Genomic DNA, 11,612 nt, shown 5'->3' with positions numbered 1-11,612 from the left:
CCCCCGGTGCTCAACCGGGGGGCTTTTTGCTGTCCAGGAAGGACACAGCGTATGAGCCTGTCAAAGGTGCAGTCCGTTGCGAAGGCCGAAGTTGGCTATCGTGAGGGCTACTCGAACGGCCACTACAACAACAAGAACAAGTTCAGCCCCGCTGTCCCTGGCCTTGAGTGGTCGAACTATCAGCCCTGGTGTGCGACTTTCGTGAGCTGGGTTGCTCTCAAGGCCGGCATAGCTGACCTGTTCCCGCGTACCGCGTCGTGCGCAACGGGCGTGTCCTGGTTCAAGAACAAGGGGCGCTTCTCCGTCTACCCGGCGGTTGGCGCTCAGGTCTTCTTTGGCTCCGGCGGTGGTTCGCACACTGAGATCGTCATGTCTTATGACGCGAACTACGTGTACACGGTAGGCGGCAACACCAACGCTTCCGGTAGCGCTGAGGGCAACGGCGTGTACGACAAGAAGCGCGCGCGTCGGGATGCGTACCTGTATGGGTATGGCTACCCGGCTTACTCCGGTGGCTCCGTCTCAGCTGACCCGGACGCTGCAAAGTACGGGTACAAGCACAAGGCAACCGGCACTCTCAAGGACGTGACCGGCACGAGCACCACGAAGCCGAAGTACGAGCCCTTCCCTGGGGTGGCTTGGTTCAAGAAGAACCCGAGCAGTCCGATCGTCACAGCCATGGGCAAGCGGCTCGTGGCTGAGGGTTGCTCCGCGTACAAGGACGGTCCCGGTCCCCAGTGGACTGACGCTGACCGTGACTCGTTCCGCATGTTCCAGCACAAGTTGGGGGACTCCGGCACCGACGCGGACGGTTGGCCCGGAGCTAAGCAGTGGGCCGCTCTCAAGGTCCCGAACGTCTAGGAGGTAGACATCATGGGTGAGCACAGCAAGGCCGGCGCAATGTCGGCAGTCAGCGCGGTCTTCGCGTGGGTCGGCAAGCACAAGGCAAAGATCATCGCGTTCGCTGCGGGTGTCGTCGCTGCGGTAACCGCGATCAAGCCTGACTTCCCCGGTGCAGCGGTCATGACTGCACTTCACGCGCTCTTGGGCGTGTAAGGGAATCCCCTCCGCTCCCCTTCTGGTGAGACACACTCCGCCGGAAGGGGAACGATGCGGTACAAGCACGTTGGGTTGATCGGCAAGGCACGGAGCGGCAAGGACAGCGTGGCTCAGCGGCTCGTGCAGGGTCGGGCGTACACGCGGGTGGCGTTCGCTGATCCGCTCAGGGCAATGGTCATGCAGACGAACCCGCTCGTACAGACCGGTCCTGGGGTCGTGGTCCGGCTTCGGTCCCTGATCAACGACGTTGGTTGGGAGTACGCGAAAGACACGTACCCGGAAGTTCGTCGTCTCCTGCAAGCCACGGGCGAGACGGTACGGCTGCACGACGAAGATTTCTGGCTTCGCCTTGCGCTCAAGAAGGTGGACGCTGCCGACACGTGGAACATGCCGGTAGTCGTAACGGACGTTCGGTACGAGAACGAAGCAATGGCGCTGAGGCAACGTGGCTTCGCGCTGATCCGGGTTACACGACCTGGGGCGAACGCTGGGGAGAACGCTCAGCACAGAAGTGAGACCGCGCTTGACTTCATGAACCCTGACCTGACCATTGGGAACACGGGCACGCTGGACGATCTGAACAGGGTCGTTGACAGCCTGCTTCTCCCCCGGAGCTGAACCACAGCCCCTCACTGACTGACCTTCGGGTTGGTCGGTGGGGGGCTTTTTCGTGTACCTGACTTGTCAGTGCCTACTCTTAAGAGTAGTCTCTTCCTTGTTAGAACAACGACGGAGGGGGCAGCAATGATCAAGCGCGCGAAGGACGTTACGTACGGGGAGATCATCGTCACGAAGGCACCGGGGCTCATGGTCGCTAAGTGCATCGCGTCTGACATGTACTCCATGACGACGACGATTCGGAACGGCGAAGAGGTGCACGTCTTCGGAGCCTACGAAGAGGTGGAGACGATCAGCTACTAGGCAGGAGTGAGCCCCCGGTCCGCCGGGGGCTTCACGCAGCGGGTAAAGGTTGCGACAACATGGTCAGCCTACTCTCAAGAGTGGGATGGCCTGCGATAGGGTGAGCCAAGCAGGCTCAAGGAGGGGACACCAATGCCTAAGGCCGGCGCTAAACTTCCGTGGAGACTCACGTTTCAGTACGCCTCACAGGCGAAGGTTTCCACGCGGGCTTGCTTTGACGCGTGGGACGCGGAGCGCGAGGCAGACAAGATGCTTGAGACCGCACGACTGCGCGATACCTCGGTAGCCATCACGATCAGCAATCGCGAGACCGGCGAGAGCTACCCCTATCCGAAGGAGACACCCACCATGGCCGCGAAGAACACGAGCCCTTCCGCCACGACGAACACGGACGTAGACGCGTTGATTAGCGACGTGCACGCCACCGTGGACCAAATCAAGGAGCTTGTTCCCGGCTCCGAAGGCGTGACCACGCACGCCAACGAACTCAAGTCCGAAGCTGAGTCCAAGATTCGTGAGCTTCCACAAGGAAAGCGTACGGCGCTCCGAAAGGCTGTGTCAGACGCGCACAAGGCAGCAACCGCGCAAACCGCTAAGCCGGCGGAAGAGTCCGCTGCACCCGCGTCCGCTGCCGTTGCCCGGTTGGCTGAGGACCCCATGGAAATTGACGGGGTTCCGGCGCTCGTCAGGCAGTCGGTCAAGGCGTTCAAGGATGGTGTCAAGTACGGACTCAAGCTCTCCGAAGTCGGTGAGACCGTGGCGCGCACCAACCTTGAGATGCGCTTGAAGATCGTCAACCCGGACACTGGCCTTGTCGACCTGACCGCCCTCCGCAAGACGACGAAGAACGCAGCGCACAAGGTGTTGGAACTTGCGCGTGAGGATCTTCCCGAGACCGCTGCCACTCCGGAAGAGGAGCCCGAACTTCGTAAGGTCAAGGACGCTCACGACGCGCTTGCGAAGGCCGTTCAGAACAAGATGGGTGACGTTCTCGTTGACTGGCTTCGTGACTTCGGGTCGTCCCCGGATCAGGAAGCCGCCCTTGAGACCGCTAAGGCCATTTGGCCCGGTGTGGAAGAGTTCACGGGCGAAGATGTGAACCTGACGGACGCAATTTACGCGCTGTACAAGTCGAAAGACGTTGACCTTCCGCGCTACGGCCGTACGGAGATTCAGCGCTTCAACTACCGCGTGAAGCAACTCGACGCGGCACGCTCAGAGCTTGACGCGGCTCGTGACGCGGTAGACGAAGAGGGTGTGTCCAAGGAGGACAAGGCGACGCTGAACGCGAAGATCAAGGAGCTTGAGGAGAAGGCGAAGGGGATCACGGACGAGATTCCCGCTGAGTGGATTGAGAAGGCCACTCCGGAGAAGACCCCGAAGCAGCGTGCAGCGGACAAGGTCACCCGCGCTACGAAGCTCACGGAGAGCGTCACGAAGGCTGTGCGCCGGCTTGAGGGTGCGGAGCGGCAGGAAGTCAGCTCTTCGCTCGTCAAGCTGGGGCGGCAGATCATCACGGACGCTACGGCGGACACGAGCAAGTTCAGCGACGACGAGAAGGCGGACCTCAAGTCTCAGCTTGAGTCGCTCGTGACGGTTCTTGCGGGTGAGGCTGCCAAGCTGTAACCATACCGGCACGGAGCGTGAGCCCCGGTCTCTTCCACAGCGGAAGGGGTCGGGGCTTCGCTGTGTAGTAGTGCAGATTTGTAGGTATCTCAGGAACAACCATAGAGATCTATTAGAGAAACACAGCGGCAATGCAAACGTGCACTTCTGCACCTGCCGCTGAGAAGCCCCTCCGCTCAAGGACTAGTGCAAACGAATCCCTGAGCCCGGAAGGGGCACAGCACATGAGCAAGATCCGCACCATCTATCGCGGTGGCGGCAGGTTCTACCTGAACACAGCGTTCCCGGATAACGTGTACCCCGGTGTGACCACCGTTATCGGGATGCTCCCCAAGCAAAACTTCTTGGGCCCGTGGAACGCTCGCATGACCGCTGAGCTTGCGGTTGACTCCATTGACTTCGTGGCGCAGATGGCAGCGCGCGACCGTGACGGAGCCGTTGACTATCTTCGTGGCGCTGCACGTCGATACACGAAGGTTCGCGCGGACGTTGGCAGCATGGCTCACGACCTGTTCGAGCGCATGATTCGCGGTGAGGGTGGCCTTACCGATCGGGACTCGTTCGGCAGGTTCATCACGCCCGTCCATCCCGATATGGCTCCGTACCGCAAGCACTTCGCTGAGTTCCTTGAGGCAGTGAACCCGGAGCTTGTCAGGGCGGAAGACGTGGCATGGTCGGACACCCACCAGTACGCGGGCTCTTTCGACGTGGTCATGTACGTGTGGCTTGACGAAGAGGGCAACCCGACCCCTGACCGCTCCGGCAAGCGTCACCTGATCATGGGCGACTGGAAGACGAGCAAGGCGACGTACCCGGACGTGGCGTTGCAGATGGCCGCATACGCCAACGCGGACTTCATGCTTGACCCGGAGGGCAACCGCACGCCCATGCCGGAGTTCGACGGTGCTGCCGTTCTGCACATCACCGACGAGCAGTGGGCTTTCAAGCCGGTTGTCATTGATGACGAAGTCTTCGCGGAGTTCCTTCGTCTCCGTGGCACGTTCAATTGGGACCGTGACCTGAGCCGGCGCGTTGTCCTCAAGCCGATCGCGTCCAGCAAGAAGCGGCTTGTCACCGGTACACAGCGAAGGGGCTGAGGCATGCTCGCCACGAAGACGCACCGAATGCACCCGTTCAGTCTTCACATGAAGTCTGACGAAGTCGCTGACTTGATCAACGAGTGTGCTGACGCGGTGAACACGGCGCGTGAGCTGGGGCTTGACCTCCCCAAGCTTGCCGCTGCCCACACGAAGCTGAATGCCCTTCTGGGCAGCAAGGAGCAGACACGCGCGTGACCGGTCCGAACTGTCTTTGCAACCCTCAGAAGTCGGGTCTGTGCGGCAGGTGCGGGGGCTGAGAATCCCCTTCGCTCAAGTCATGGTGACCCCAACGGAAGGTTCGACATGAAGACTGCCGCCACTCTCACCGGGTACGTTGCCGTTGCTCTCGCTGCTCTTCTCGCTGTGACATGGGTCGTCATGATCCTTGTCGGGGTGTGGCACGCCCAGCGGAACGGCATTCCCGCAATCGGCTTCGGTGAGTCCATGCTTCTCGTGTTCATCGCGAGCATCCTTACCGGCTCAGGTGCTGCCGCGAAGCAGTGACCCGGCTCCTCCCCCACGCTTGCCCCTCAGCGCCTTACACGGGCGCTGAGGGGCTTTTGTGCGTTCCGGGTGGGAATCCCTTCCGCTCCGGTAAGAGCATGACCACACACGAGTTCACCGCATGGCCGAAGACCCCCCGACTCTTCCGCACGATCGTCGTAACGGAGAAGCTTGACGGGACGAACGCAGCAATCCACATCAGCGCCATAAGCGACGGAGCCGGGTGGGGCGACTTCCCCCCTAACTCGTGGTCGCTCGTGGTGGACGGTACCCGCTACGTCCTCACCGCTCAGTCCCGGTCCCGGATCATCACCCCCGGCAAGAGCAACGACAACTTCGGTTTCGCCGCATGGGTGTACGAGAACGCCACCGGGCTCGTTCGTGCGCTGGGCACCGGGGTGCACTTCGGTGAGTGGTGGGGCAGGGGGATTCAGCGCGGGTACGGGCTGACTGACCGTCGCTTCTCGCTCTTCAACACGGACCGGCACAAGGACGTGAACGTTCGTCTCGGAGACGCGATCGTTGAGCCGGCCCCGGTGCTCTATCAGGGGGAGATGAGCGAGACCCGTATCAGGGTGGCACTCGCGAAGCTCAAGCTTTCCGGCTCCGTCGCTGCCCCCGGCTTCACGAACGCCGAAGGCATCTGCGTGTGGCACTCACAGACGCGGCAGGTGTTCAAGGTGACCCTTGACAACGCCGACGCGGGGAAGTGGGAGACCGCGTAAGACGAGCCCCCTTGTCTGGCCTTCGTGGTCGGGCAAGGGGGCTTTTGCGTGTGGGAATCCCCTTGGCTCTAGCGCCCATGCAGAGAGCAACGGAACGGCGGGAAGCTGGACGGTCGGCAGACACCTTCGGGTGCGTGGACACGACCTGACCCTTCCCGCCGTTCCCCCAATTCCTAGGGGAATGCATGGCGAAGCAGAGCATTTGGGCGAGCGACGAAGAGAACAAGCCGAAGGAGCGACAGACCTACTCTGACGACTCCGTTGGCCGGCTGCACTCCGGCGCGTCTGAGGTGAACGAACAGGGCAAGACCGTTGGCGTAGCGCTCACGGAGTGGCGTTTCACCACTGGCGAGAAGCACGTTGCTGAGGCAGCCGCTCAGCTCTTCGGGGGCACCCCCGTTGAGGACGAAGAGAGCACGTCGGAGAACTTCATTGACGTGTTCACGAGCGCCACGAAGATTCCCGTCATCATGGCAGCGGACGGCATCCACTGGGATATGAAGCAGTGGATCAACGGCAAGCTCAAGCATCACTGTGACGGTTTCAACTTCGTAAGCCACAAGGACGAAGAGAAGATTGGCCGTGAGTGCGGTTGCCCTTCCCTGTTCGCTGAGCGCAAGGAAGCCGCGCGGGACGACGACGGACCCAACCCGTCCATCACGGTCACGTTCAAGCTTGCCGATGACCCGGAGCTTGGGAAGTTCACGTTCCACACGGGCGCATGGACGCTGCTTGCCGTACTGCACGAAGCCGAAGACGCTCTTGCCCGCATCGGTCAGGGTGGTCCCGTGCTCGCTGAGCTTGAGCTTGAGTACGTCGAGTTCATTCCCAAGAAGGGCAAGATGAAGGGTAAGACGGTTTCGTACACGAAGCCGGTTATCCGCGTCATCAAGTCCTACAACGACGCGATTGCCGACGAGCGGTGAGCCCGGACGAGAAGGAGCTAGCGGCTGCCGTCCTTGCTCGTGCGTCAGACGACGAGATCAGGCAGCCTCTTTGGTATTGGCGCCCGGAAATGGTCCCGCACGTCGTGCATGAGCGTCGGGTTCGCTTCGGCGTTCAGGAAGAGACCGGTGATCCTGAGTATGGGTAAGCGCGGCACGGTCGCTGACTACGCCGGCGAACCCCTGTACGCGGGTGATCTCGTCAACTACCCCTCACGTCAAGCGAACGGAGTGCGCGCGTCGGACGCGATTATCCGACTCGTGTACTTCATTCGCGTTGAGGGGCGCAAGTTCCCCATGCTCAAGGTGCAGCCGACCGGCACTGACAGCCGCTCAGAGAAGCCACGCAAGACGCTACGGGTTGAGCACGTGGCAGCAACTCATGTGCGACTTCTGCGGAGCAACGTGACCGGGGAACAGGACGAAGGCAAGTAGGCGCGGCAAGGGCCGGACGGTACTCATACGGGTGCTGTCCGGCCCTTCGTCGTTTCAACCCACTCTCAAGAGTAGGCAAGGGGGGAAGCCATGGCTTCCGTACTGATTGACAAGGAAAAGGCTCCGCCACTAGGGGACCTTCGGCTCATGGGTGCTGGGGACAGCATCTTTCTCCGTAAGGGGTGGGCAGAGCGCACAGACGGAGCCCGGTACGCGGACGCGGTCATGAGCGCTGTTTCCCGTGGTGCTGACGTTAGGTGGCTCCGTCGTGGCTAACAAGATTTGTCGCCACTGTGGACGCGCGAAGCCCGCTGAACAGTTCCTTGCCGGTAAGGCGAAGCGTCCGTCTAGCTCGTGCTCAACGTGTCGCCGGAAGCGTGCAGCGGACCACCGCAAGAAGTACTACGCCGCTCTTCCGCCGGACAAGCGCCACGAGCTGACCCACAAGAAGCGCGCGAAGGAGTACGGCGTTGAACACGAGTCGTACAGCCGTACCGAGATCATGCGCCGTTGGGGCTACCGGTGCGCGTACTGCGACAAGCGGGCAACGCACATGGACCACGTCCACCCGCTGAGCAAGGGCGGAGCCGACAAGGCTTCAAACATGCTTCCCGCGTGCGCCGGCTGCAACCTCTCCAAGGGCGCGAAGACGCTTGCGGAGTGGGCGGAGACCTTCGGGCCGGACGTGTAGGAATCCCCTCCGCTCAAGACCGGGCAACCAAGAGAAAGACGGTGGCCCGTGGAATTCAAGGACGTTCTTGCACGGTTCGGTGACGTATCCGCTGAGGCGGACGGGGGGTATCTCGCGCTGTGTCCCGCACACAGTGATTCCCGTCCGTCTCTTCGGATTTGGCGTGGCGACGACTTCAAGGTTCGCCTGACCTGCCGCGCGGGATGCAAGACGGACAAGGTACGCATTGCCGCGCGCCTCAACTGGAATGACCTTTTCAACGCGACCGGTGACGGTCTCACTGTGCCGAAGGAGAAGCCCGCGCTCGTGGGTACCGCACTGACCGCTCAGCTCGCAATGTACGTGGACGCAACCAACGAGCGATTCCGCTTCGGTGACAGCGAAGTTGACTCACAAGCGCGCTTGTACGTTGCTGACCGCTTCGGGCTTGACGCGGAGACAGCAGCGGAACTCATGCTTGGTGTGGATGGTGACGCCGTACGCGTTCCCGGTCTCGACTACACGGACAGCGAAGGACGAGCCCGCAACTACCGTTCCCGTGGCTTCCGTCAGTTCCCCCGGCTCACGGTGCCGCTCAACGACTTCGCTGGGGTCACCCGTGGCTTGCAGGGTCGGGACCTGAGCGGGCATTGCCCCGGACGGTGGCTTTCGCTGAGCAACCCGGAAGGGCTCCGCTGGGGTCAGTACGGCGTGTTCAGGGGCTCCGGCGGGTACTCCGTGACGATCGTGTCTGAGGGACCCGGAGACGGGCTCACGTCGGTTGCGGTCGGGTACGACGCGGTATGCATCCGTGGCGCGTCCCTTGCCGGAAGCCCTGACCTTCTCGCTGAGCTTGCAGCCGGCCTTGAGGGTTCCCAGGTCATTGCCGCCGGAGACAACGACGAAGCCGGACAGCGTTTCAACCGGGCTCTTGCAGACGGTCTCAAGCCGTACGGCATTGAGGTGTACGCGCTGTCCCTTCCGAACCTGGGGCCGAAGACTGACTTGACGAAGTGGCGCGAGACGACCGGGGACGACTTCCCAGCGCTCATGCACAACGCGGTGAAGTCTGCCCGTCCGGTGGTCGACCGTGCCGTTGCTGAGGCTTCCCAGCGCAAGGCGACGTTGGCGAAGCGGACCGGTGCTGTCTCTGTGTCCGACGATCAGGGGCGCGACGCTGCCGCAATCCTCGCTGATCTCGTGCGCACGTACGGCGAGTCTGACGCGATGAACGCTCACGCTCTCGTTGCGTGGTCTGACGGACGGATCAAGTACGCGCCCGGTCTCGGCTTCCACACGTGGAACGGCGTTACCTGGGAGCGTTCAGAGCACAAGGTTCGTCAGGAGATTCACCGCATGGGCGCTGCACTCGTCCTTGCCGGGAACGCTCAGGAAGCGCGCGGGTTCACGATGACGACGCGCATTGACGCTCTCATGACGGAGCTTCGCAGCGTGCCCAGCGTCTACGTGAACGCTGAGGAGTTCGACGCGGCTCCGCACCTTCTGAGCTTCCGCAACGGGGTCGTCGACCTTCGCACGGGTGAGCTTCGCGACCACGACAAGAACGACATGCTCACGGTGTCGCTGCCCGTGGAGTACGACCCGGAAGCCACCTGCCCGCGCTGGGAACAGTTCTTGTCGGAGATTTTTCCGGGGAACGCTGATCTCGTTGGTTACATGCAGCGGATCACGGGCTACGGCATCACGGGTAACACAAGCGAGCAGTGCTTCTGTGTTTTCTGGGGCAAGGGCGCCAACGGCAAGAGCGTCTTCACGGACACCCTGACGAGCGTCTTCGGCAACATCACGAAGACCACACCGTTCGCCACGTTTGAGGACAAGGGCAGCGGCGGCATTCCGAACGACATTGCCGCACTCAGGGGCAGTCGGCTCGTGATGGCTTCGGAGGGTGAGAGCGGCAAGCCCATGAGCGAAGCCGTGTTGAAGCGCGTCACGGGCAAGGACAAGGTCACGGCGCGCTTCCTGCGGCAGGAGTTCTTTACGTTCTCCCCTACCTTCCTGATCATGCTTGCCACGAACCACAAGCCCCGCTTCAAGGGTCAGGACGAAGGGCTTTGGCGACGCGTCAAGCTCGTGCCGTTCACGCGGTACTTCGCACCCCACGAGCGGGATTACGACCTTGACAAGAAGCTTCTTGCTGAGGCTCCCGGGATTGTGGCATGGGCTGTGCGTGGTGCTGTCGAGTGGTACGCGTCTGGCCTTCGTGACCCGGAGTCCATCACTTCCGCCACGCGCGACTACCGCGCTACGTCCGATGCGCTCGCCGGCTTCTACTCCGAAGACCCTTCGGTTCCCGCTGTGCTCGTGAAGTCGGAGGGCAGCGTCATGCTCGGAGGGGACGCGTTCAACCACTACTTGGATTGGTGCGAAGCGGAGAACCTTCCCAGCAAGGAACGTTGGACGCGACGAGCGTTCTTCTCCGCCATGGAAGAGCGCGGCGTGTCCCGTAAGCGGGTGGCGAAGGGCAACGCGTTGGTCGGCGTGCGCATGGCTGACGAGCCGGAGAAGGCCACGGGTCCCGGCATCTTCGGGGGCAACTAGCCATGGCAGCCGTTGAAAAGTACGTGACGCACAACCCGAAGCGCCGTAGCGGTTGCTGGAAAGGCCACGACACCGAAGACGGAGTGAGGCGCGCAATCGTGTACGCACGTGAGTACGCGCACCCGCTGACCGTGTGGGTTCGGGACGACAGCAACCCCAACGCTACCGGCGCACTGTACGAAGTCCCGTCGTGCAATTGGGCGCACATCTTCAAGGCGTAGCCCGGTGGGAATCCCCTCCGCTCTCAGTCAGGTACCAACACCTACTGAGAGCGGAGGGGCACACGGTGCCAATCCTTGAGCTATGCGCGGGATACGGCGGGCTTGGCCTAGCTGTGGAAGCGCTCACCGGAGACAAGGTCACGGCGGTTGCCGAAGTTCACAAGGCAGCGTGCGAAGTCATGGCGTACCGCTTCCCAGACGCGCCGAACATTGGTGACGTGAGGTACGCCCCGTGGCACGAGTTCGCGGGAGAAGTCGACACGATCACAGCGGGCTTCCCGTGCCAGGACATCAGCAACGCAGGAAAGCGTGAGGGCATCAAAGGTGAGCGAAGCGGGATTTGGTTCAACATCGCTGACGCAATACGGATCATTCGACCGGGATACGTGTTCTTGGAGAACGTCGGAGCTATCCGAAATCGGGGGCTCGGATCGGTCCTCACATCGCTTCACCAGATCGGGTATGACGCTGCGTGGCAATGTGTACGAGCTTCCGACATCGGAGCCCCGCACATGCGCGACCGGTGGTTCTGCGTTGCCTCTCCTTCCGACTCCGACCGTAGCTGACGCGAACCGAGGACCCGACTTCGCGAAGCGCGACCGACCGGGGGCAGGTGGCGACGACCTTGTTACGGCGGTTGCCCGACTCTTCCCGCGTGACCGCGCTGACAAGCTCTTCAAAACACCAACCGCAAATCTCGGCTCGAACGGGTCAGCTCAGCACCCGGACAAGCGCAAGGCGGGGGGTCACGGCCCGACGCTAGAAGACGAAGTTGTGTTCTTGCTGAACGTGACCCCGGAAGACGAGTTGCCAGATAACGGACCCCACTCCCCCGCTGAGTGGTG

At 62.0% G+C, this 11,612-nt stretch carries 14 protein-coding genes; all 14 read left to right on the top strand.

Features of this window, described 5'->3' with window-relative positions:
* The first annotated feature begins 51 nt into the window (after window positions 1–51).
* The 14 genes from ACWFRU_RS15205 to ACWFRU_RS15140 all read left to right on the top strand — a co-directional run bounded on the left by ACWFRU_RS15205 (window position 52) and on the right by ACWFRU_RS15140 (window position 11,333).
* On the top strand, window positions 52–861 hold the full coding sequence (locus ACWFRU_RS15205) for a peptidoglycan-binding protein (RefSeq protein WP_453687052.1): 810 nt from the start codon (window positions 52–54) through the stop codon (window positions 859–861).
* Window positions 862–873: 12 nt separating this feature from the next.
* Window positions 874–1,056, top strand: a complete 183-nt coding sequence (locus ACWFRU_RS15200) for a hypothetical protein (RefSeq protein ID WP_453687050.1) — start codon at window positions 874–876, stop codon at window positions 1,054–1,056.
* 54 nt (window positions 1,057–1,110) lie between these two features.
* Window positions 1,111–1,677, top strand: coding sequence for a deoxynucleotide monophosphate kinase family protein (locus ACWFRU_RS15195; RefSeq protein ID WP_453687049.1), 567 nt, complete (start codon window positions 1,111–1,113; stop codon window positions 1,675–1,677).
* Between the two features lie 126 nt (window positions 1,678–1,803).
* Entirely contained in the window at window positions 1,804–1,980 is a 177-nt protein-coding gene (locus ACWFRU_RS15190; protein WP_453687047.1) for a hypothetical protein, read from the top strand.
* 132 nt (window positions 1,981–2,112) lie between these two features.
* The gene (locus ACWFRU_RS15185) at window positions 2,113–3,606 is read left to right on the top strand and encodes a hypothetical protein (protein ID WP_453687045.1); all 1,494 of its coding nucleotides are present in this window, start codon (window positions 2,113–2,115) and stop codon (window positions 3,604–3,606) included.
* Between the two features lie 224 nt (window positions 3,607–3,830).
* Window positions 3,831–4,703 (top strand): hypothetical protein, encoded by an 873-nt coding sequence (locus tag ACWFRU_RS15180; protein ID WP_453687043.1) that lies wholly within the window; start codon window positions 3,831–3,833, stop codon window positions 4,701–4,703.
* A gap of 3 nt (window positions 4,704–4,706) precedes the next feature.
* Window positions 4,707–4,901 (top strand): hypothetical protein, encoded by a 195-nt coding sequence (locus tag ACWFRU_RS15175; protein WP_453687041.1) that lies wholly within the window; start codon window positions 4,707–4,709, stop codon window positions 4,899–4,901.
* A 108-nt stretch (window positions 4,902–5,009) separates the two neighbouring features.
* Window positions 5,010–5,210, top strand: a complete 201-nt coding sequence (locus tag ACWFRU_RS15170; RefSeq protein ID WP_453687039.1) for a hypothetical protein — start codon at window positions 5,010–5,012, stop codon at window positions 5,208–5,210.
* Window positions 5,211–5,308: 98 nt separating this feature from the next.
* Entirely contained in the window at window positions 5,309–5,935 is a 627-nt protein-coding gene (locus ACWFRU_RS15165) for an RNA ligase family protein (protein WP_453687037.1), read from the top strand.
* Between the two features lie 185 nt (window positions 5,936–6,120).
* Window positions 6,121–6,861: a recombination directionality factor gene (locus ACWFRU_RS15160; protein WP_453687035.1), complete on the top strand. Its 741-nt coding sequence runs from the start codon at window positions 6,121–6,123 to the stop codon at window positions 6,859–6,861.
* A gap of 147 nt (window positions 6,862–7,008) precedes the next feature.
* Window positions 7,009–7,314: a hypothetical protein gene (locus ACWFRU_RS15155; RefSeq protein ID WP_453687033.1), complete on the top strand. Its 306-nt coding sequence runs from the start codon at window positions 7,009–7,011 to the stop codon at window positions 7,312–7,314.
* 268 nt (window positions 7,315–7,582) lie between these two features.
* On the top strand, window positions 7,583–8,005 hold the full coding sequence (locus ACWFRU_RS15150; RefSeq protein WP_453687031.1) for an HNH endonuclease: 423 nt from the start codon (window positions 7,583–7,585) through the stop codon (window positions 8,003–8,005).
* A 48-nt stretch (window positions 8,006–8,053) separates the two neighbouring features.
* On the top strand, window positions 8,054–10,546 hold the full coding sequence (locus ACWFRU_RS15145; protein WP_453687030.1) for a phage/plasmid primase, P4 family: 2,493 nt from the start codon (window positions 8,054–8,056) through the stop codon (window positions 10,544–10,546).
* Between the two features lie 133 nt (window positions 10,547–10,679).
* Window positions 10,680–11,333, top strand: a complete 654-nt coding sequence (locus ACWFRU_RS15140) for a DNA cytosine methyltransferase (protein WP_453687028.1) — start codon at window positions 10,680–10,682, stop codon at window positions 11,331–11,333.
* Window positions 11,334–11,612: the final 279 nt, after the last annotated feature.

The organism is Streptomyces sp. NPDC055099, from assembly GCF_053607685.1.
The sequence above is the reverse complement of the archived record's forward strand: the minus strand, read 5'-3'. Positions and strand labels throughout refer to the sequence as shown.

Coding starts and splice junctions, on each gene's coding strand:
- ACWFRU_RS15175 (WP_453687041.1), top strand. CDS start 4,707: ATGCTCGCCACGAAGACGCACCGAATGCACCCGTTCAGTCTTCACATG.
- ACWFRU_RS15205 (WP_453687052.1), top strand. CDS start 52: ATGAGCCTGTCAAAGGTGCAGTCCGTTGCGAAGGCCGAAGTTGGCTAT.
- ACWFRU_RS15195 (WP_453687049.1), top strand. CDS start 1,111: ATGCGGTACAAGCACGTTGGGTTGATCGGCAAGGCACGGAGCGGCAAG.
- ACWFRU_RS15200 (WP_453687050.1), top strand. CDS start 874: ATGGGTGAGCACAGCAAGGCCGGCGCAATGTCGGCAGTCAGCGCGGTC.
- ACWFRU_RS15190 (WP_453687047.1), top strand. CDS start 1,804: ATGATCAAGCGCGCGAAGGACGTTACGTACGGGGAGATCATCGTCACG.
- ACWFRU_RS15170 (WP_453687039.1), top strand. CDS start 5,010: ATGAAGACTGCCGCCACTCTCACCGGGTACGTTGCCGTTGCTCTCGCT.
- ACWFRU_RS15160 (WP_453687035.1), top strand. CDS start 6,121: ATGGCGAAGCAGAGCATTTGGGCGAGCGACGAAGAGAACAAGCCGAAG.
- ACWFRU_RS15180 (WP_453687043.1), top strand. CDS start 3,831: ATGAGCAAGATCCGCACCATCTATCGCGGTGGCGGCAGGTTCTACCTG.
- ACWFRU_RS15165 (WP_453687037.1), top strand. CDS start 5,309: ATGACCACACACGAGTTCACCGCATGGCCGAAGACCCCCCGACTCTTC.
- ACWFRU_RS15185 (WP_453687045.1), top strand. CDS start 2,113: ATGCCTAAGGCCGGCGCTAAACTTCCGTGGAGACTCACGTTTCAGTAC.